Origin of the sequence: Microbacterium sp. SY138 (genome assembly GCF_039729145.1) — a bacterium.
In the GTDB taxonomy this organism is placed as follows: Bacteria; Actinomycetota; Actinomycetes; order Actinomycetales; family Microbacteriaceae; genus Microbacterium; species Microbacterium maritypicum_A.
Map to the genome: position 1 here is coordinate 3,390,237 of NZ_CP155793.1, position 17,988 is coordinate 3,408,224.

The window sequence follows — 17,988 nt, forward strand, 5'->3', positions numbered from 1 at the left end:
ACCGTGTCCGAGCCGACCATCCTGCACGCCACGTTCACCGCCCAGCCCGGAGCCGGCGATCGCGTGGCCGCCCTGGTGCGTGACTTCGCCGAGGTCGTGCGCGCCGAGGAGGGCAACGTCGTCTTCGATGCGACCCGGCTCGTCGACGACCCCGACCGCTTCTTCGTCTACGAGGTCTACCGCGACGAGGCGGCCTTCCAGGCGCACATCGCCGCCCCCGCCGGAGTCCCCTTCAACGTGGCGTTGCAGGAGCTCATCGTCGAACCGACGTCGCAGCTCACCTTCCTCCGCCGCCTCTGACGGCTGCGACGCCGTTCAGCGATCGAGCCGGGGATCCCGCAGGGCTGCCATCGCCTCCACAAGGCTCTCGTGGATGTACTCGAGCTCTGGCGAGATGAAACTCGACCAGTCGTCTTCGGCGGCATCGTGCCCTTCGGCCTCTCCACCGTCCGTAGATCCGTTCCACGTGGCAACGTCCGCTCCGTCGGCATCCCACGTCTGATCCTGCGGAACATGGGCGTAGACCCACCAGAGATTTTCCGAGGGGTCGGCGAAGCGCGAGAACGTATCTCCGAAGAAGTCGGTCGGCCGGGTCACGATACGGGCGCCGAGTTCGACGGCTCGTGCGAGCGTTCCCTCGACGTCGTCGACGTACACCTGGAGGAATCCGGGAGTGAAGGGCCAGTCGGGCTTGCGGTCGGCGACAGTGATGACGGAATCGCCGATGCGCAACTCTGAGTGCAGGATCAGTCCGTCGGTGTCGACGGTGCGGGCCTCGGGAACGTCGGTCGCCCCGAAGACCTCGATCACGAAGTCGATGATGCGGGCCGCGTCGTCGGTCATGAGGAAGGGGTTGATGGTGTTCGATCCTGCCGGGAGGGCGGGAGTGCTGCTCATGGTGTGTGTCCTTTCGTCGCGATCACTCTGACAGCCACCCCGGACAGATTCTGTCCTCGATCGTCGAACGCCGCCCCATGCCGGCCCCGAACGCGAAGAAGCCCCCCACCCGAAGGCGAGGGGCTTCTTCGCGTCAGCGGGGTGTCACTCGTAGAGCACAGCGGCGATCTTCGGGTCGTCGATGTTGCTCTTGTCGTACCAGTACGAACCGGTGTCGTAGAACTTCTCGACGTCCTTGCCGTTGGCGGCGTCGTAGGCCGCCTGCACGACCTGGGCGCCGATGCCGATCGGGTCCTGCGTGATGGCACCGGCCATGGTGCCGTCCTTGATGGCGTTGATCTGTGCGGCACCGGAGTCGAAGCCGACGATGGTGATCTTGCCCTTCTCGAGGCCCAGCTCGTTCACGGCGTTCACGACGCCGATGGCCGAGCCCTCGTTGGTGCCGTAGATGCCCTTGAGGTCGGGGTGTGCCGCGATCAGGGTCTTGGCGATGTCAGCCGACTTGAGGTGGTCGCCGTCGCCGTACTGGATGTCGACGATCTCGATGTCGGGGTAGTCCGCCTTGATCTTGTCGACGAAGCCGTCGCGACGCTCGACACCGGTCGAGTTGATCTGCGAGTGGCCGACGATCGCGACCTGTCCTTCGCCGCCGATCAGGTCGGCCATGTGCTCGGCAGCGAGCGCACCGGCGACCTTGCTGTCGGTGGCCGACAGGCTGAGCCCGACGTCACCGTTGCAGGGGGCGTCGAAGTAGACGACGGGGATGTCCTTCGCCTTGGCCTGCTCGAGCGGAGCGACGCACGCCTCGGGGTCGAGGGCGGCGTAGGCGATGGCGTCCGGGTTCTTGTCGATCGCAGCGGTCAGCATCTCGAGCTGGCCGGCGATCTCGGTCTCGGCTGCGGGGCCCTCGAACGTGATCTTCACGCCGAGCTCCTTCGCCTTGTCCTCTGCACCCTTCTTCACGGCCTGCCAGAACTGGTGCTGGAAGCCCTTCGAGACCATGGCGATGTACATCTCGCCGTCGTTGCTGCCGCCGCTGCTCGAGCCTTCCTCGATCACGTCGCCGCCACCGCCGGCACAGCCGGCGAACACCAGTGCGGATGCGGCCACGAGGGCCACGAGTGCGGTCTTCTTCCCGAATTTCATGAAAACTCCATTGTTTGGGTACGGCTCGGTTTGTTCTGTGTGGATGCCGGACGGGCCGGCGCTGTGGACATTCCAGGTGCCTGTGCGGATGTCTCCGCGGAGCCGGCCGGAGCCGGAGGACGACGACGGGCACGGGTTTCGCCGCCGCCCAGGTCTCAGGTGCGCTGTCGGTTGCGGAGCGAGTCGAGGAACACCGCGAGCAGCACGACCACGCCGACGACGATGTTCTGCCACTCGGGCTGGATCGACATGATGCGCAGGCCGTTCACGAGCACGCTCATGATGAGCGCGCCGATCACGGTGCCGAGGATCGATCCGCGTCCGCCCAGCAGCGAGGTGCCGCCGATGATGACTGCGGCGATCGCCTGCAGTTCGTATCCGGTGCCGATCTGCGGCTGGGCCGAGTCGAGGCGGGAGGCGATGACGATGCCCGCGACGCCGGTGAACGCCCCGGCGAACATGTAGATCAGGATCGTCCAGCGACGCGTGTTGACACCCGAGAGGCGCGTGGCCTCTTCGTTCGATCCGATCGCGAACGTGTAGCGGCCGAGCAGCGTCTTCGACAGCACCAGGTAGGCGATGATCGCGAGCACGGCGGTGACGAGCACGGCGTTCGGGATGCCGGGGATGATCACGCCGAGGGCGATCTTCTTGAAGTCGGGGGCCGAGGTGGAGAAGTAGATCGGTGCGACCCCCGAGATCACGAGGGCGAGGCCGCCGGCGATCATCATCATCGCGAGGGTGGCGATGAACGGAGGAAGCCGGAGGAACGTGATGTTCACGCCGTTGACGAGTCCCATCAGCACACCGGTCAGGATGCCGCCGATGACGCCGACCCACACCGGGAGCCCCATGTTCGTCACGAACACACCCGTCATCACGGCGCAGAGCGCCATCCCGGTGCCGATCGACAGGTCGATGCCGCCGGTGATGATGACGAAGGTGGTGCCGAGGGCGAGGATGCCGATGACGGCCGTCGACAGCAGCACGGTGGCGATGTTGCTGAAGGTGAAGAAGTTGGGGCTGGCGATCGAGAAGAAGATGATCAGCACGATGAGCGTGCCGAACGCCAGCGACTGCTGGAACTGACGCTTCAGGAACGCCCCGACGTCCCTCTTGTCCGTGTTCTCGTTCACGGCGGTCTGGATGATCGTCGTCGTCGACGATCCGGGCTGCTGCGGAGCGCTCATCAGTCTTCCTCCCCGTGGGCTGCGAGTTGCATGATCTTCTCCTGGCTTGCTTCCTCGTTGCGGAGCGTCCCGGTGATGCGACCGTTGGCGAAGACCGCGATGCGGTTCGCCACACGGAGGATCTCCGGGAGCTCGGATGAGATGACGATGATGGATTTGCCTGCGTCAGCGAGCTGCTGCATGAGGCGGTAGATCTCCTCCTTCGCGCCGACGTCGATCCCTCTGGTCGGCTCGTCGAAGATGAGGATGTCGCAGTCGCGCATCAGCCACCGGGCGATGACGACCTTCTGCTGGTTCCCTCCGGAGAGGAGCTTGACGACCTGGTTGACCGATGGCGTCTTCACGCGCAGTTGCTGCACGTACTCCTTGGTACGGTTCTTCGCCTTGCTGTCGCCCATCCAGCCGATCGCATTGGCGTAGGAGCCGAGCGAGGCGAGCACGGTGTTGAACGTCACGTCCTGCTCGAGCATGAGTCCGAGGAGCTTGCGGTCCTCCGAGAGGTATCCGACACCGTGGTGCACGGCATCCGCCGGCTGGGCGATGCGCACCGCGCGACCGTCGATGGCGATCGTGCCGCTGTCGCGGTGGTCGGCACCGATGACCGCACGGGCGGTCTCGGTGCGACCGGCGCCCATGAGCCCGGCGAAGCCGAGGATCTCGCCCTTGTGCAACTGGAACGAGACGTCTTTCAAGAGGCTCTTGGTCGACAGACCTTGCACTTCGAGGACCACGGGGTCGTTCGCGTGCTCGCGGGCCTGGGGGCGGGTCCCCTCGTCGATCACACGTCCGACCATCATCTCGATGATCGTCGGGATGGTGATCTCGGACTTGTCGAGTGATCCGATGTATGTGCCGTCACGCAGGACGGTCACGCGGTCGGCCAGACGGCGCAGCTCGTCCATGCGGTGCGAGATGTAGACGATCCCGGTGCCGCGCGCCTTGAGCTGCTCGATCAGCACGAAGAGCGTCTCGACCTCGGTGTCGGTGAGGGCCGAGGTGGGCTCGTCCATGATGAGGACCTTGGCGTTGAAGGACAGCGCCTTGGCGATCTCGACCATCTGCTGCTCGGCCACCGTGAGCTCGCCGACGAGCTGACGGGGGTTCAGGTGGATGTCGAGGCGCTGCAGCAGGTCGGCGGTCTGCGCGTTGAGCTTGCGCTCCGACAGGAACGGCCCCGTGGTGGGCTCTCGCCCCACGTAGATGTTCTGCGCGACGGTCAGATCGGGCATCAGGTTGAGCTCCTGATGGATGATCGTGATGCCGAGCTCCTGCGCCTGGAGGGGGCTCGTGAGCTCGACCTCCTGACCCTCGAACGTGATCGTGCCCTCGTCCTTGGTGTAGATCCCGGAGAGGATCTTCATCAGGGTCGACTTTCCCGCGCCGTTCTCGCCCACGAGCACGAGCACCTCGCCGGCGTGCACCTCGAGGTGCACGTCTTTCAGCGCCTGCACGCCGGGGAATCCTTTGCTGATCCCCTCGACCCGGAGGATGGGTCCACTCATGCGCTCACCTGCTTCCTTGAAGGTTCTGCTTCGACGTCGACGGATCATTCCGTCGCAAACATCGGATCAATTCTGCGTCCTACGCTACGGGCAGCGCAAGTTGTATCTAAATGTATCTAATGACGGCCGGATGGGGAAGACCTGTAATGACATCTTGATCTTCCGATGCTCCCCCGGCCGGATTCCACTCAGTGGAGGCGGATCGACTCGACCGCGACGAGCTTGTCGCGGATGTACGCGTTCGCGTGGGCGCCGAGTTCGACGTTGTCGTTCCAGAGGTTGCGCCAGATGCCGAGCATGCGGCTGAGGTCGGGGGCGACGACCGCCGACGAGAACGACTCGAAGACGATCGGACCGTCGTAGCCGATGCGGCTGAGCGCCTTGAAGAACGTGTCGAAGTCGACCGTCCCGGTCCCGAGATAGCCACGGTGGCTCTCACCGATATGCACGTAGCGCAGGGCAGGGGCGGCATCGAGGACCGGCGCGAACATATCCGACTCCTCGATGTTCATGTGGTACGTGTCGATGTGGATCCCGAGGTTCGGCCGATCGACCTCGGCGACGTACTCCAGAGCCTGCCTCGCCGTGTTCAGCACGTTGGTCTCGTAGCGGTTCACGACCTCGAGCGCGACGGAGACCCCCCGTTCGGCGGCATGGTCGGCGACCCGCGCGATCGCGGCCTTGCTGCTCGCGAGCCCTTCGGCCGTCACCGGCGCCATGTACTTCTTCATGGCGCTGTAGATCACCCCGCAGAAGTGCTGACCCCCCAGATCCGCGAGCACGTCGACGGCTTTCAGGAGCAGGGCTTCGCCGGCCGCGACGATCGCGGGGTCGGAGCTGGTGACGTCGGTCGCCTCGGAGAGTCCGAGCGAGGCGCTGACGGCGAGGTCGTATTCCTCCAACGCATCCTTCGCGACCGAGACGTCGAACGAGAACGGGTCCATCAGCGGGAACTCGATGAGGTCGAAACCCGCCTCCTTGGTCTTGCGCACCGCCAGACGGATGCCCTCGGCATCGAAGTTCCCCGTCCAGACGAGCCCGTGGCAGCCGATGTTCATGAGACCTCTCCCAGCGGGTGTGCGGCACCGTCGCCGTCCGGGGTTGGCACGTGCCAACCCCGGTGTGCGAGTCACGCTACGTCGGGCGGACGAGGCCTGTCAAGAACTTTCTTGGCACGTTGCAACTCCTCCGATATCCTGAGGCCGCCGACGTGGTCAGGAGCCCCGACCGCGCGGCCGGACGAAGGAGCCCCATGCCCGCGAGCGTCAAGGACGTCGCCGCCCTCGCCGGAGTCTCCTCTTCCACTGTCTCCAACTACCTCAACCATCCGCACGTGCTCGGAGCCGCGACGCGGGAGCGGGTGCGCGCGGCGGTCGAACAACTCGGCTTCGTGCCGAACGAATCCGCCCGGCAGCTGCGTGCAGGATCGAGCAAGGCTCTCGCGCTCATCCTGCTCGACGCCTGGCTGCCCTATTTCCACGACCTCTCGCGTGGGGTCGAAGACGTGGCGCGAGAGGGCGGCTGGTCGCTGTTCTTCAGCAACAGCAATCGCGACGACGCGCAGGAGCGGCGCAACCTCGACATGTTCGAGGCGCACCGGGTGCAGGGCATCGTCATCTATCCGCTCGGCGACGTGGTGCCGCGCCTGGAGGGGCTCGCCGATCGCGGCATCCGTTCGGTCGTCGTGGGCCCGATCCCCGACTCGTCGAAGGTCGCCTCCGTGCTGTTCGACGACCGCGCCGGGGGGCGGCTCGCCGGCGAGCATCTCGTCGGACTCGGGCGAGAGCACATCCTGTTCCTCGGCAATCCGGCCGTGAGTCAGTCGAACGACCGCCTGGCCGGGCTATGCGAAGCGGTGGCCGGCACCGACGTGACGGTATCCACGAGCGAGGTACCGCACCTGGCGACAGAGGACGGCCTGCAGGCCGGCGCGCAGATCATCGCGATGCCCGCCTCCGAACGACCCGACGCCGTGTTCGCGGCGAACGACATGGTGGCGCTCGGTGTGCTCACCACGCTGCTGCGCCACGGCATCCGCGTGCCCGAGGAGATCGCGCTGGTCGGCTTCGACGACGTGGCGCAGGCCCATCAGAGCGTCGTACCGCTCACGAGCGTGCGGCAGCCCGGCTACGAGATCGGCCGTGCCGCCGGGGCCGCCCTGCTGCAGCAGCTCGCCGATCCCTCGGCTCCCCCGCCTGCGACGACGCCGTTCCCTGCCGAGCTCATCGTGCGGGAATCGACCGTCGGTCGCTGAACTCGGCGTTCACAACTCCCGGTGTTCGCAACTCCGGAGAAGAGAGCAGCTCAGAGTCGAAAAGGCCGATCCGGCCGCCTCCGCCGACGCCGTTCCCGGGTGGTGAACGGCGTCACGCCGACGCGTGCCCGACGACACCCTTGCGCAGCAGCGCGTTGCCGTACTTGCGGGTCTCGCCCGTGCGCACGAGCAGGTACGCGGCCTTCGCGACCTCGTAGTAGGCGAACCGCTCGACGAAAGCCGTCGTATCCACGGCCGTCCCCGCCGCGGCCATCAGCTCGTGCTGCACGTCGAGCACCTCGCCGTCAGCCGAGGTCATCAGGTCGATCCCGGGCGCATCATCCAGAGGGAGCACCGTGCGGATGGCCGCCACGACCTCGGGCGTCGTCGTGCCGGGGAGGTCGATCACCCGTGCGCCCAGACCCCATGCCGGGAAATGCGCGTCGGCGACGACCACGGCATCGGAGTGTCCCATGCGATCGAGGTGCAGCAGCAGCTCTCCGGTGAGCAGGGGATGGATTCCTTCGAGCACGAGTGCTCCTCTCGGTGAGACGTCGGGTGATTCCGGGGACGGGTCGATCAGGCGGGGATGAGCTCTTCCGCCGCCAGGTTCTCCCACAGGGCCGTCGGGATCTCGATCGCTGCGTACTCCGCATTCTGCCGCAGCTGCGCCGGGCGGCTGCCGCCCACCACGACCGATCGCACGACGTCGGACTGCAGCGGGAACTGGATCGCCGCCGCGGGGAGCGGCACGCCGTGGTCGGCGCACACGGCGGCGATGCGCACGAGCCGGTCCCACAGCTCGTCCGGCAGCTGCCCGTACTCGTAGCGTCCGTCGCGACGCGGTTCGCTCGACGCGAGCAGACCCGAGTTGAAGACGGATGCCGCCACGATCCCGGTCCCGGTCTCGCGGCATGCGGGCAGCACATCGACCGCAGCCGGCTGTTCGAGGAGCGTGTAGCGACCGGCCACCATGACGAGGTCGAGGTCGGCCGCGCGCACGGCCGCCGCGAGCGCATCCGACACCATCGAGCCGATGCCGATCGCGGTCACCTCGCCATCGGCGCGCAACCCCTCCATCGCGGGCAGAGCCTCGGCGAGCGCGAGGTCGAGGTCGTGCCGCTCAGGGTCATGCAGGTAGAGAAGGTCGATGCGCTCGATGCCGAGGCGCTCGCGCGACTCGTCGACGCTCGTGCGGATACCCGCTTCCGAGAAGTCCCACACGCGCTGCAGGTCATCGGGAACGTGGAAGTCGTTCGCGGTGTCGAGACCGCCGCCGACGTGGTCGGGGTTCGGCCGCAGCAGGCGCCCGGCCTTGGTCGAGAGCACGTACTCGTCACGCGGCTTGGTCTGCAGGAAGGCCCCGAGCCGACGCTCGGAGAGTCCGAGCCCGTAATGCGGCGCCGTGTCGTAGAAGCGGATGCCGCTCTCCCACGCGGCATCCAGCACGGCCCAGGCCTCGTCATCGGTCAGCGGCCGAAACAGGTTGCCCACGTTCGCGGCACCGTAGCCGAGCGTCGGGACGGTCAGGCGGTCAGGCACTCCCGCGCGATCAGGCACCGACATGCGCACCCTTCCAGGCGTAGGTCGCGATGCTGTCGGCCTTCATCTCCATGCCCGTTCCCGGCGCGGTGGGTGCCATGTACGAACCGCCCTGGATGTCGGTGGGCACGACGAAGTGCTCGTGCAGGTGGTCGACGAACTCGATCATGCGGCCCTCGCGCGTGCCGGTGACGGCGACGAAGTCGAACATGGACAGGTGCTGCACAGCCTCGCACAGGCCCACACCGCCGGCGTGCGGGCAGACCGGCACGTCGAACTTCGCGGCGAGCAGCAGGTTGGCGATGTTCTCGTTCACGCCGGCGACGCGCACGGCGTCGATCTGCATGACGGAGATCGCCTCGGCCTGCAGCAGCTGCTTGAAGATGACGCGGTTCTGGGCGTGCTCGCCCGTCGCGACGCGGATCGGTGCGACGCCGCGAGCGATCTCGGCGTGGCCGAGCACGTCGTCGGGGCTGGTGGGCTCCTCGATCCAGGCGGGGTGGAACTCGGCGAGCGCGTTGACCCACTCGATCGCTTCCGACACCTCCCAGCGCTGGTTCGCGTCGATCGCGATCGGGAAGTCGGGCCCGCACACCTCACGCGCCTTCCGGAAGCGGCGGATGTCGTCGTCGAGGTCGGCGCCGACCTTGAGCTTGATCTGGGTGAAGCCGTCGGCCATCGCTTCGCGGGCGAGGCGCTCGAGCTTCTCGTCGGAGTAGCCGAGCCATCCGGGGCTCGTGGTGTAGCCGGGATATCCGGAGGCGAGCAGTTGCTGTTCCCTCTCGGCCCGACCGGGCTCGGCGGCACGCAGGATCTCGAGGGCGTCGTCGCGGGTGAGGGCGTTGGTGAGGTACCGGAAGTCGACGAGGTCGACGAGCTCCTCCGGCGTCATACGGGCGAGCAGCTGCCAGAGCGGAAGGCCGGCGCGCTTGGCCTTGATGTCCCACAGCGCGTTGATGACCGCGCCGATGGCCATGTGCATGACGCCCTTCTCCGGCCCGAGCCAGCGCAGTTGCGAGTCGCCGATGATGTCGCGGAACGTGCCGCCCATGTCGTCGAGGAGGGGCTCGATCTCGCGACCCACCAGGTGACCTGCCAGCGCGTCGATGGCCGCGACCTGCACGTCGTTGCCGCGGCCGATCGTGAAGACGAACGCGTGGCCATCGATGTCGTCGTCGGCGTCGGTGCGCACGATGACGTACGCGGCCGAGTAGTCGGGGTCGGGGTTCATCGCGTCCGACCCGTCCAGGCTCAGGGACGTGGGAAAGCGGATGTCGGTGGTGTCGAGGGCGACGATACGGCTCACGGGATTCCTCTCGATGCGCGGCTGATTTCTTCCGCGCGGATCTCTTGGAGTGTAAACATCGGATGTCTATACTGTCAACGAGACCGGCCGCCTCATCGCGGCCTCCCGACCGATCAGGAGAAACATGAAGTTCGCGCGGCTCGGCACCCCCGGGAATGAGATCCCCGTCCTCGTGGAGGGCGACCGATACCTCGACCTCCGCCCCGTAACATCCGATGTGAACGGCGATTTCCTCGAGGGTGACTTCGTCGCCCGCGTCGTTGCCGCCCGCGATGCCGGAGACCTCCCCGAACTCGCGGGCGCCGCATCGCTGCGCGTCGGCGCCCCGATCGCCCGCCCGAGCGCCGTGATCTGCATCGGCATGAACTACGCGGCTCACGCCGCCGAGTCGGGGTCGGAGCCGCCCACCATCCCGATCCTCTTCCTCAAGACGCCGAACACGGTCGTGGGCCCGAACGATGCGGTCACGATCCCGCGCGGCAGCGAGAAGACCGACTGGGAGGTCGAGCTCGGCATCGTGATCGGCACCCGCACCGCCTACCTCGACTCCCCCGACGAGTCGATGGCGCACGTGGCCGGCTTCGTCGCCGCGAACGACGTCTCCGAGCGCGACTTCCAGATGGCCGTCTCGGGCGGGCAGTGGTCGAAAGGCAAGATCGCGGCCGGCTTCAACCCCACCGGGCCCTGGCTCGTCACCCCCGACGAGGTGGATCACCACGCGCTCGGTCTTCGCAGCTTCGTGAACGGCGAGCCGCGGCAGGACTCGAACACGAGCGACATGATCTTCACCGTCGAGCACATCGTGCACCACCTCTCGCAGTACGTGACGCTGGAGCCCGGTGACCTCATCCTCACCGGCACGCCGCAGGGCGTCGCCCTGTCGGGCAAGTACCCCTATCTCGCCGCGGGCGACGTGGTCGAGATCGAGATCGACGGCCTCGGCCGTCAACGGCAGGAGTTCGTGGCATGGGAGGCCCGGAAGTGAGCGCATTGAACGGACTGGTGGCGATCGTCACCGGTGGAGCATCAGGGATCGGCGCGGCGATCGCCCAGCGTCTGCACGCCGACGGAGCGAGCATCGCGCTCCTCGACCGGGACACCACGGCGGCCGACCCCGCCTTCGCCGCCTTCACAGCCGATGTCTCCGACCGCAAGAGTGTCGACGCGGCGGTGAGCGCCGTGGCCGAGCGGTTCGGGCGCATCGACATCGTCGTCAACAACGCCGGCATCGGCGCCCAGGGCGACATCACCGCGAACGACGACGACGAGTGGGCGCGCGTGCTCTCGGTCAACGTCACGGGCATCGCCCGTGTCACCTCGGCAGCCCTCCCCTGGCTGCGGAAGTCTCCGTCCGCCGCGGTCTGCAACACGGCATCCATCGCCTCGACGACAGGGTTGCCGCAACGGGCGCTCTACAGCGCGTCGAAGGGAGCCGTCGCAGCCCTCACCCGCGCGATGGCCGCCGACCACCTGCGCGAGGGCATCCGTGTGAACGCGGTCAACCCCGGCACGGCCGACACCCCGTGGGTGGGCCGACTGCTCGATTCGGCAGCCGACCCCGCCGCCGAGCGCGCCGCCCTCGAAGCACGCCAGCCGCACGGACGCCTGGTCAGCCCCGACGAGGTCGCCGCTGCGGTCGCCTACCTCGTGAGCCCCGCAGCGGGATCGACCACAGGCACCTTCATCGAGGTCGACGGCGGTATGGCCCAGCTGCGCCTGCGCGCGGAGTAGCATCCGCCTGCGTTCCGGTCGCAGTTGACGCCGCCTCCGTCGCGCGAGGGCGGCAACAATTGCGACCGGAAGCGCAGAGAACGACGCCTGCGACCGGAACCGCAGAGACCGACGCCGGACGGCAGCAGCCGCGACCGGAACCACCGAGACCGACGCTCACCCGCGGTGACCGCGGAGCCAACCCCGGAGGCCCGATCGCGGAGCAGCATCAGACGGGTTCTGCCGCGGCTGAGCGGTGCGATAGAACCGCTCGGCGTTGCCCCACAGGAGGGCGTCGAGGTCGTGGCCCCGCGACTCCGCCCACGCCACGACGGTGTCGGCCCAGCGCGACCGCGCGGTGGGCTGGTACGTCGCGGAGCCGTCCTCCGGCGTGTGCGGGTCGCCGGGCTCGGCGGGGCCGATGGCCGAGACCGGCCAGTCACTCCCCCACATCAGGCGCTCGATCCCGAAGGCATCCGCCGCCACGTCGAGGAACGGCTCCAGCTGCTCGGCGTTCCAGTCTCCGCCTGCCTCTCCCGGCAGGCCGGAGAGCTTGCAGAAGGTGTGCGGATGACGGGCTAGTTCGGCGAGGTCGCGAGCCCACTCCGCCGACGGCGGGAGCGGCGAGGCCGCCGTGCCGACGGCGGGCTTGCCGAGATGGTCGAGCACGATCCGCAGCTCCGGGATCGCACCGGCGAAACGGGCGATCTCCGGGAGCTGATCGGCGCGCACGCACGCGTCGAAGGTCAGATCGCGCGCGGCGACCTCACGCGCGCCGGTCACGAACGCGGCCGAGACGGCCAGTCCGTCCGGCTCGCCCTGCAGGTTGTGCCGCACTCCGACGACGAGGGGCTCGGCCATGAGCCCCTCCAGGTGCGCGACCGTGTCGGTTCCCCGGTCGAGACGGATGCCGGCGACGATCCCGACGATGCCGAGCGCAGGCGCCAGCCCCGCGACCCACTGTACCTCGTCGAGGAAGTCGTCTTCGATGGTCTCCGCCTGCACGAACACCGATTTCTCCGGGTGCGCGGCGGACAGGCGGGCGAGCCCCAGCTCCCGGTCGGCGAACCGGTACGCCAGCGGCCCCTCGAGCCAGGTGTAGGTCAGCACCTCCGGATCCCAGAGGTGCAGGTGTGAATCGAGAACGCGCATGGCTCCATCCTGCCGGAGACATCCGATCAATCGCTAGGATGACGCCATGGCAGTCACCGACGAGGCGATCGAGAAGATCAAGGCGATGATCGTGGCGGGCGAGCTCGCCCCCGGCGATCGCCTTCCCCCCGAGAAGGAGCTGTCCGAGCGGCTCGGCCTCTCCCGCAGCTCGATGCGCGAGGCGGTCAAGGCGCTGGAGGTCATCCGGGTCCTCGACGTGCGACGCGGCGACGGCACCTACGTGACGAGCCTCGAACCGCATCTGCTGCTGGAGGCGATCGCGTTCGTCGTCGACATGCACGACGACGACTCGATGCTCGAGATCTTCGCGGTGCGCCGCATGCTGGAGTCGCAGGCGACAGGGCTGGCGGCCACCCTCGGCACGGAGGAGCAGATCGCCGAGCTGCAGGACGAGGTCGATTCGGTCGACGCGGCCGTGACCATCGAGTCTCTGGTCGACCACGACATCCGGTTCCATCGCGAGATCGTCGCGATGTCCGGCAACGCGTACCTCGCGAGTCTGATCGAGCATCTGAGCAGCCAGACCGTGCGCGCCCGCGTGTGGCGCGGCCTCACCGAGGGCGGCGCGGTCGAGCGCACCCTGTCCGAGCACCGGGCCATCGCCGACGCGATCGCCCAGCACGACTCCGCCCTCGCGACCTCGCTCGCCACCGCGCATATCGCGGGCGTGGAGCGCTGGCTGCGCCAGGCCGCGGCGAGCTGACCCGCCTGCGGACTTCAGCAGACCGCGCTCACGCCCCCAGGCGCACCATCGCGGCGTCGAACTCGGCGGCCGAGCTGTCGCTCACCTCATGGAAGAGCACCCGGTCGAGCACGTCCGGCGCAGCGGTGAAGTACGGCACTCCTGCAAGGCGCAGACCGGTGATGTCGTCCGGCGAGCGCAGCGATGCGGCGAGCACGTTCGAGTCGCTCCCCGCGCACACCTCCTGCATGCGGGCGATCGTCGCGTCGCCGTCGAGGCCCGCGTCGCGCATCCGTCCGAGGTATGGAGCGATGTACTGCGCACCGATCGAGGCGCACGCGAGGGCCTGCGCGACCGAGTACACGGCGGTGACCAGCACGGTGGCGCCGTCGCGCACGAGAGCGGATGCGGCGGCGAAGCCCGCCGCCGTGGCCGGGACCTTCACGGCCACGCGGTCGCCCAGTGCGCGGATGCCCTCGGCATTGCGGAGGAAGGACGCGGCGTCGCCGCCCCAGGTCTGGAAGAAGATCTCGCGCGCCCCCTCCGACTCCCACCGGGCGTAGAGCTCGGGGATCTCGGCGGCGGTGCGGCCTCCCCGTTCGAGGATGGTCGGGTTGGTGGTGACACCGTGCACCACGCCGGCGGCGAGCAGTCGGGAGACACAGTCGACGTCGGCGCTGTCGACGTACAGGCGTGGCGCGATCGGGTTCATCAGGGTCTCCTCGCGGACAACCTGTCGTTACAGGTGCGGTTTCGGCTAATGTAATGACAGCCACCGCGGTCTGTCAAAGCGTCGGCTACGCCTGCCGTCGAGGAAGATCAGGAGCGAGATGACCCCCGCACACCCCGAGGACCGTACCGGCGTCGTCATCGTCGGCAGCGTCACGGCCGATGTGACCACCTTCTCCGGGCGTCTGCCCGCCAGGGGCGAGACGATTCTCGGGGACGAGTTCACGCTCATGCTGGGCGGCAAGGGCGCGAACCAGGCTGTCGCCGCCGGGCGCTCCGGTGCGCGCACGAGCTTCGTCGGCTGCGTCGGAGACGACCTGTTCCACGACCTGGTCGTCGACGGGCTGACCGCGGCCGGAGTCGACCTCGCGCACCTGCGCACGGTCCCCGGCCCGACAGGCGTGGCGCACATCCGCGTCGACTCGTCGGCGCAGAACGACATCGTCATGGTTCCGCTCGCCAATGCCGCCCTCAGCGCCGCGCAGATCGACGAGGCGCTCGCAGCCCTCGCCCCCACGACCTCGGTGCTGCTCACCCAGCTCGAGACGCCCTCCGCGCTCACCGCCCACATCACCGCGCGCGGTCGCGAGCACGGCATGACCGTGATCCTCGATCCCGCCCCGGCCGCCGAGCTCGACGCCGAGATCTGGCGGAGCATCGACATCGTCACCCCCAACGAGACCGAGGCGACGCTGATCAGCGGTATCGAGGTGACGGATGCCGCGTCGGCCGAGCAGGCCGGACGCTGGTTCCTCGCCCAGGGGGTCGGCGCCGCCGTGATCACCCTCGCGGGCCAGGGCTCGTGCGTCGTGACGGCCGAGGGCGCATCCGTGATCCCGCCGTTCCCCGTGGATGCGGTCGACACGACCGCCGCGGGCGACGCCTACGCCGGCTATCTCGGCGCGGCGCTCGCGAGCGGCAGCACCCTGGCGGATGCCGTGCGCCTGGCCACCGCGGCCGGCGCGCTGGCGGTCACGAAGCAGGGGGCATCGCCGAGCCTCCCCCACCGCGCCGATGTCGACGCGTTCCTGGCGGAGCGCAGCTCAGCGCACGCCCCCGCACCCGTCGCGAGCTGAACCTGCGAACCGAGCATCCGGAGAACCGAGGAGACACATGCGCAAGACGGCCACCACGATCAATCCCGCGCTGTCCCGCGTGATCAGCGAGACCGGGCACACCGATCTGATCGTCGTCACCGACGCAGGCCTGCCCATCCCCCCGGGATCCGAGCGCATCGACCTGGCGTATCGCCCGGGGGCTCCGGCCTTCCTCGACGTGCTCGACACCGTGCTCGCCGAGCTGGTGGTCGAGGGGGCGACGGTCTCGACCGAGGTCGCCGAGAAGAGCCCGAAGGTGCTGGCCGCACTGCGCGAGCGGTTCGCCGGCATGGGGTTCGAGATCGACCTCGTGCCGCATGTGGAGTTCAAGAAGCTCAGTCACGGCGCACGGGCGTTCGTGCGGTCCGGCGAGTTCACCCCCTACGCGAACGTGATCCTGCACGCGGGGGTGGCGTACTGATGGCCATCGTCGACGACGCGATCGACCGGCACTCCGCCGCGCCCATGTACGACCAGCTGCGCCAGCTGATCATCGACGGCATCGCCCGCGACGGTCTGCAGCCCGGCGACCCGCTGCCCGGCGAGCACCGCCTGTGCGAGCGCTACGGCATCTCGCGCACCGTCGTGCGCCAGGCGCTCGCCCAGCTGGAGCACGAGGGGCTCGTCGAACGGGTGAAGGGCAAGGGCACGTTCGTCTCCCGCCCCCGCACCAGCGAGAGCCTGGTGCACACGCTCGTCGGTCTGTACGACGACGTCGAGCGCCGCGGCGGACATGTGCACAGCGACGTACTGCGGCACGAGCAGACGACGGCTGACGAGGAGGTCGCACTCGCCCTGGAGATGCCGGTCGGATCCCCGGTCGTCGTGCTCGAGCGTCTGCGCCACGTCGACGGCGAACCGTGGTCGCTCTCGACGACCTGGATGCCGGAGGCCGTCGGATCCGTCACCCTCGGCGCCGACCTCTCCGAGGGATCGCTCTATCGACTGCTCGCCGACAACGACATCGTCGCGACGCACGGTGTGCGCTCGGCGGAGGCGACCGTGGCCACGCACGAGCAGGCTCAGCACCTGGGCGTGAGCGCCGGTTCGGCACTGCTGCGTCTACGCAGCGTCAGCCGCAGCGCCGACGGCACGCCCATCGAGTACTTCATCGCGTATCACCGCGGCGACCGTTCGCGTTTCGAGTTCCAGTTGCAGCAGGAGCAGTCTCAGGCATCGCTCCTGCACGTCGACGGCGACGGCGGGGCCTCCCCGGCCGGAACGGTCGGCTGAGGAGACCCTGTCGACGGTACCGCGCCGGGTGTACCTTCACCGCATGATCACCGACGATCCCACCCTCACCGACCCCGACCACTACCGCACGCTCTGGGAGAACGAGCACGTCCGCGTGCTCGACTACACCGATGAGCCCGGCGACAAGACGACGCCGCACGATCATCCGAACAGTGTTCTGGTCACCCTCAGCGGCTTCTCCCGCCGCCTCAGCCTGGGCGACCGCTCCTTCGACACCGTCCTCGCCGCGGGACAGGCCGTGTGGTTGCCCGCGCAGCGTCATTCCGGCGAGAACACCGGAACGACGCCGACGCACACCATCCTCATCGAGCTCAAGGGCGATGCGGCAGGCGAGCCGACCTCCACCCACCTCGGCCCCGAGCGTCCCGCCGCCGCGTGATCGACCAGGGCGCCCGGCCGAGTGGCAGGTAGTGTCGAGGGCATGAGCGACTGGACCAGCACCGCGATCGCCCTGCTGGAAGCCGATGCCAACCGCAGCGCCGACACGCACCTGCACCTCTTCCCGCTGCCGCCCGAGTGGGGCATCGACCTGTACCTCAAGGACGAGTCCGTGCACCCGACGGGCTCCCTCAAACACCGCCTCGCGCGTTCGCTGATCCTCTACGGCCTGGTCAACGGACGCATCCGCGAAGACACCACGCTCGTCGAGTCGTCGAGCGGATCGACCGCCGTGTCCGAGGCGTACTTCGCCCGCATGCTCGGGTTGCCGTTCATCACGGTCGTGCCCCGTTCGACCGTGCAGGAGAAGATCGACCTCATCGAGTTCTACGGCGGCACGTGCCACTTCGTCGACCGTGCGGAGGACATGTCGCCCGAGGCCCAACGTCTGGCCTCCGACTGCACCGGCCACTACCTCGACCAGTTCACGTTCGCCGAGCGCGCGACCGACTGGCGCGGCAACAACAACATCGCCGAGAGCGTGTTCAGCCAGCTCGCTCAGGAGCGGCATCCGATCCCCACCTGGATCGTCACGGGTGCCGGAACCGGCGGCACGAGTGCCACGTTCGGCCGGTACGTGAAGTATCGCCGACATGACACGAAGGTCGCGGTCGTCGACCCCGAGGGCTCGGCCTTCTACGACGGCTGGGCAGGGACCGTGGATCCGCCGGCCGGGCGCCCGAGCCGCATCGAGGGCATCGGCCGCCCCCGGGTCGAGGCCTCGTTCGTGCCGACCGTGATCGACGAGATGATCCAGGTGCCGGATGCCGGGTCGATCGCCGCAATCCGCCTGCTGCGCGAGCGCACCCTGCACTGGGCCGGCGGCTCGACCGGCACCAACCTCTACGGTGCGTTCCAGCTCATCGCCCGGATGCGGGCCGAGGGCGAGACCGGCAGTGTCGTGACCCTGATCTGCGACAGCGGCGTCCGCTACGCCGGCACCTACTACTCCGACGAGTGGGTCGCCGCCCAAGGCTGGGACCTCGCCCCGCACCGCGCGCGCCTCGATACGTTCCTGGAGTCCGGGGTCTGGGGGGACTGAGGGCTGCGGGCTACGCTGGCCGCAGA

At 68.4% G+C, this 17,988-nt stretch carries 20 protein-coding genes; 10 read left to right on the forward strand and 10 right to left on the reverse strand.

What is annotated here, in order from left to right; translation table 11 throughout:
- The first annotated feature begins 3 nt into the window (after positions 1 to 3).
- Positions 4 to 300 carry a putative quinol monooxygenase gene (locus ABDC25_RS16365; protein ID WP_029267779.1) on the forward strand — a complete coding sequence of 99 codons (297 nt, stop codon included), beginning with the start codon at positions 4 to 6 and terminating at the stop codon, positions 298 to 300.
- Positions 301 to 315: 15 nt separating this feature from the next.
- Here the strand turns inward: ABDC25_RS16365 and ABDC25_RS16370 are convergent, their stop codons facing one another.
- The 5 genes from ABDC25_RS16370 to ABDC25_RS16390 all read right to left on the reverse strand — a co-directional run bounded on the left by ABDC25_RS16370 (position 316) and on the right by ABDC25_RS16390 (position 5,793).
- On the reverse strand, positions 316 to 897 hold the full coding sequence (locus tag ABDC25_RS16370) for a VOC family protein (RefSeq protein ID WP_347123672.1): 582 nt from the start codon (positions 895 to 897) through the stop codon (positions 316 to 318).
- A 144-nt stretch (positions 898 to 1,041) separates the two neighbouring features.
- The gene (locus ABDC25_RS16375) at positions 1,042 to 2,043 is read right to left on the reverse strand and encodes an ABC transporter substrate-binding protein (protein ID WP_021198327.1); all 1,002 of its coding nucleotides are present in this window, start codon (positions 2,041 to 2,043) and stop codon (positions 1,042 to 1,044) included.
- A gap of 155 nt (positions 2,044 to 2,198) precedes the next feature.
- Positions 2,199 to 3,233 (reverse strand): ABC transporter permease, encoded by a 1,035-nt coding sequence (locus tag ABDC25_RS16380; RefSeq protein ID WP_029258495.1) that lies wholly within the window; start codon positions 3,231 to 3,233, stop codon positions 2,199 to 2,201.
- A complete protein-coding gene (locus tag ABDC25_RS16385) occupies positions 3,233 to 4,735 on the reverse strand; it encodes a sugar ABC transporter ATP-binding protein (RefSeq protein ID WP_021198325.1) in 1,503 nt (500 codons plus the stop codon). The genes ABDC25_RS16380 and ABDC25_RS16385 overlap by 1 nt, the downstream gene beginning before the upstream one ends.
- Positions 4,736 to 4,923: 188 nt before the next feature.
- Complete coding sequence (locus tag ABDC25_RS16390) at positions 4,924 to 5,793, reverse strand: sugar phosphate isomerase/epimerase family protein (protein ID WP_021198324.1); 870 nt, start codon at positions 5,791 to 5,793, stop codon at positions 4,924 to 4,926.
- Positions 5,794 to 5,987: 194 nt separating this feature from the next.
- Between ABDC25_RS16390 and ABDC25_RS16395 the strand changes: the two genes are divergently transcribed.
- Complete coding sequence (locus ABDC25_RS16395; RefSeq protein ID WP_347123675.1) at positions 5,988 to 6,989, forward strand: LacI family DNA-binding transcriptional regulator; 1,002 nt, start codon at positions 5,988 to 5,990, stop codon at positions 6,987 to 6,989.
- A gap of 112 nt (positions 6,990 to 7,101) precedes the next feature.
- Here the strand turns inward: ABDC25_RS16395 and ABDC25_RS16400 are convergent, their stop codons facing one another.
- The 3 genes from ABDC25_RS16400 to ABDC25_RS16410 are packed head-to-tail and all read right to left on the reverse strand — an operon-like array spanning position 7,102 to position 9,837.
- Positions 7,102 to 7,521 (reverse strand): RbsD/FucU domain-containing protein, encoded by a 420-nt coding sequence (locus tag ABDC25_RS16400; protein ID WP_315072770.1) that lies wholly within the window; start codon positions 7,519 to 7,521, stop codon positions 7,102 to 7,104.
- Positions 7,522 to 7,568: 47 nt separating this feature from the next.
- Positions 7,569 to 8,555 carry an aldo/keto reductase gene (locus ABDC25_RS16405; protein WP_347123677.1) on the reverse strand — a complete coding sequence of 329 codons (987 nt, stop codon included), beginning with the start codon at positions 8,553 to 8,555 and terminating at the stop codon, positions 7,569 to 7,571.
- Positions 8,542 to 9,837, reverse strand: a complete 1,296-nt coding sequence (locus ABDC25_RS16410; RefSeq protein WP_347123679.1) for an L-fuconate dehydratase — start codon at positions 9,835 to 9,837, stop codon at positions 8,542 to 8,544. The genes ABDC25_RS16405 and ABDC25_RS16410 overlap by 14 nt, the downstream gene beginning before the upstream one ends.
- Positions 9,838 to 9,961: 124 nt before the next feature.
- On the opposite strand from ABDC25_RS16410, the gene ABDC25_RS16415 reads away from it, so the two are divergent.
- Together ABDC25_RS16415 and ABDC25_RS16420 are read left to right on the forward strand one after the other, a co-directional pair.
- Positions 9,962 to 10,822 (forward strand): fumarylacetoacetate hydrolase family protein, encoded by an 861-nt coding sequence (locus ABDC25_RS16415; protein WP_347123681.1) that lies wholly within the window; start codon positions 9,962 to 9,964, stop codon positions 10,820 to 10,822.
- Positions 10,804 to 11,568, forward strand: a complete 765-nt coding sequence (locus ABDC25_RS16420; protein WP_347123683.1) for an SDR family oxidoreductase — start codon at positions 10,804 to 10,806, stop codon at positions 11,566 to 11,568. The genes ABDC25_RS16415 and ABDC25_RS16420 overlap by 19 nt, the downstream gene beginning before the upstream one ends.
- Positions 11,569 to 11,724: 156 nt before the next feature.
- On the opposite strand, the gene ABDC25_RS16425 is transcribed toward ABDC25_RS16420, so the two are convergent.
- Positions 11,725 to 12,699 carry an amidohydrolase family protein gene (locus ABDC25_RS16425; RefSeq protein WP_347123685.1) on the reverse strand — a complete coding sequence of 325 codons (975 nt, stop codon included), beginning with the start codon at positions 12,697 to 12,699 and terminating at the stop codon, positions 11,725 to 11,727.
- A gap of 46 nt (positions 12,700 to 12,745) precedes the next feature.
- Here ABDC25_RS16425 and ABDC25_RS16430 point away from each other — a divergent pair, with 46 nt between their 5' ends.
- A complete protein-coding gene (locus ABDC25_RS16430) occupies positions 12,746 to 13,423 on the forward strand; it encodes a FadR/GntR family transcriptional regulator (RefSeq protein ID WP_021198316.1) in 678 nt (225 codons plus the stop codon).
- Between the two features lie 28 nt (positions 13,424 to 13,451).
- Here ABDC25_RS16430 and ABDC25_RS16435 read toward each other — a convergent pair whose 3' ends face one another.
- Entirely contained in the window at positions 13,452 to 14,114 is a 663-nt protein-coding gene (locus tag ABDC25_RS16435; RefSeq protein WP_347123687.1) for a transaldolase family protein, read from the reverse strand.
- A gap of 118 nt (positions 14,115 to 14,232) precedes the next feature.
- On the opposite strand from ABDC25_RS16435, the gene ABDC25_RS16440 reads away from it, so the two are divergent.
- Genes ABDC25_RS16440 through ABDC25_RS16460 form a run of 5 tightly spaced genes read left to right on the forward strand, consistent with a single transcriptional unit; the run spans position 14,233 to position 17,962 of the window.
- Entirely contained in the window at positions 14,233 to 15,207 is a 975-nt protein-coding gene (locus tag ABDC25_RS16440) for a ribokinase (protein ID WP_021198314.1), read from the forward strand.
- Positions 15,208 to 15,244: 37 nt separating this feature from the next.
- Complete coding sequence (gene rbsD / locus ABDC25_RS16445) at positions 15,245 to 15,649, forward strand: D-ribose pyranase (RefSeq protein ID WP_347123690.1); 405 nt, start codon at positions 15,245 to 15,247, stop codon at positions 15,647 to 15,649.
- Positions 15,649 to 16,461 carry a GntR family transcriptional regulator gene (locus tag ABDC25_RS16450; RefSeq protein ID WP_347123692.1) on the forward strand — a complete coding sequence of 271 codons (813 nt, stop codon included), beginning with the start codon at positions 15,649 to 15,651 and terminating at the stop codon, positions 16,459 to 16,461. Before rbsD ends, ABDC25_RS16450 begins: the two co-directional genes overlap by 1 nt.
- A gap of 43 nt (positions 16,462 to 16,504) precedes the next feature.
- Positions 16,505 to 16,861: a hypothetical protein gene (locus ABDC25_RS16455; RefSeq protein WP_029267801.1), complete on the forward strand. Its 357-nt coding sequence runs from the start codon at positions 16,505 to 16,507 to the stop codon at positions 16,859 to 16,861.
- A 42-nt stretch (positions 16,862 to 16,903) separates the two neighbouring features.
- On the forward strand, positions 16,904 to 17,962 hold the full coding sequence (locus ABDC25_RS16460; RefSeq protein ID WP_021198310.1) for a PLP-dependent cysteine synthase family protein: 1,059 nt from the start codon (positions 16,904 to 16,906) through the stop codon (positions 17,960 to 17,962).
- The last annotated feature ends 26 nt before the right edge of the window (positions 17,963 to 17,988 follow it).

Excerpts from the sequence above, each read along its gene's own strand:
- ABDC25_RS16440 (WP_021198314.1), top strand. The coding sequence starts at position 14,233 with ATGACCCCCGCACACCCCGAGGACCGTACCGGCGTCGTCATCGTCGGC.
- ABDC25_RS16375 (WP_021198327.1), bottom strand. The coding sequence starts at position 2,043 with ATGAAATTCGGGAAGAAGACCGCACTCGTGGCCCTCGTGGCCGCATCC.
- ABDC25_RS16450 (WP_347123692.1), top strand. The coding sequence starts at position 15,649 with ATGGCCATCGTCGACGACGCGATCGACCGGCACTCCGCCGCGCCCATG.
- ABDC25_RS16455 (WP_029267801.1), top strand. The coding sequence starts at position 16,505 with ATGATCACCGACGATCCCACCCTCACCGACCCCGACCACTACCGCACG.
- ABDC25_RS16405 (WP_347123677.1), bottom strand. The coding sequence starts at position 8,555 with ATGTCGGTGCCTGATCGCGCGGGAGTGCCTGACCGCCTGACCGTCCCG.
- ABDC25_RS16380 (WP_029258495.1), bottom strand. The coding sequence starts at position 3,233 with ATGAGCGCTCCGCAGCAGCCCGGATCGTCGACGACGACGATCATCCAG.
- ABDC25_RS16430 (WP_021198316.1), top strand. The coding sequence starts at position 12,746 with ATGGCAGTCACCGACGAGGCGATCGAGAAGATCAAGGCGATGATCGTG.
- ABDC25_RS16460 (WP_021198310.1), top strand. The coding sequence starts at position 16,904 with ATGAGCGACTGGACCAGCACCGCGATCGCCCTGCTGGAAGCCGATGCC.
- ABDC25_RS16415 (WP_347123681.1), top strand. The coding sequence starts at position 9,962 with ATGAAGTTCGCGCGGCTCGGCACCCCCGGGAATGAGATCCCCGTCCTC.
- ABDC25_RS16425 (WP_347123685.1), bottom strand. The coding sequence starts at position 12,699 with ATGCGCGTTCTCGATTCACACCTGCACCTCTGGGATCCGGAGGTGCTG.
- ABDC25_RS16435 (WP_347123687.1), bottom strand. The coding sequence starts at position 14,114 with ATGAACCCGATCGCGCCACGCCTGTACGTCGACAGCGCCGACGTCGAC.
- ABDC25_RS16390 (WP_021198324.1), bottom strand. The coding sequence starts at position 5,793 with ATGAACATCGGCTGCCACGGGCTCGTCTGGACGGGGAACTTCGATGCC.
- rbsD (WP_347123690.1), top strand. The coding sequence starts at position 15,245 with ATGCGCAAGACGGCCACCACGATCAATCCCGCGCTGTCCCGCGTGATC.
- ABDC25_RS16395 (WP_347123675.1), top strand. The coding sequence starts at position 5,988 with ATGCCCGCGAGCGTCAAGGACGTCGCCGCCCTCGCCGGAGTCTCCTCT.
- ABDC25_RS16420 (WP_347123683.1), top strand. The coding sequence starts at position 10,804 with ATGGGAGGCCCGGAAGTGAGCGCATTGAACGGACTGGTGGCGATCGTC.
- ABDC25_RS16385 (WP_021198325.1), bottom strand. The coding sequence starts at position 4,735 with ATGAGTGGACCCATCCTCCGGGTCGAGGGGATCAGCAAAGGATTCCCC.
- ABDC25_RS16370 (WP_347123672.1), bottom strand. The coding sequence starts at position 897 with ATGAGCAGCACTCCCGCCCTCCCGGCAGGATCGAACACCATCAACCCC.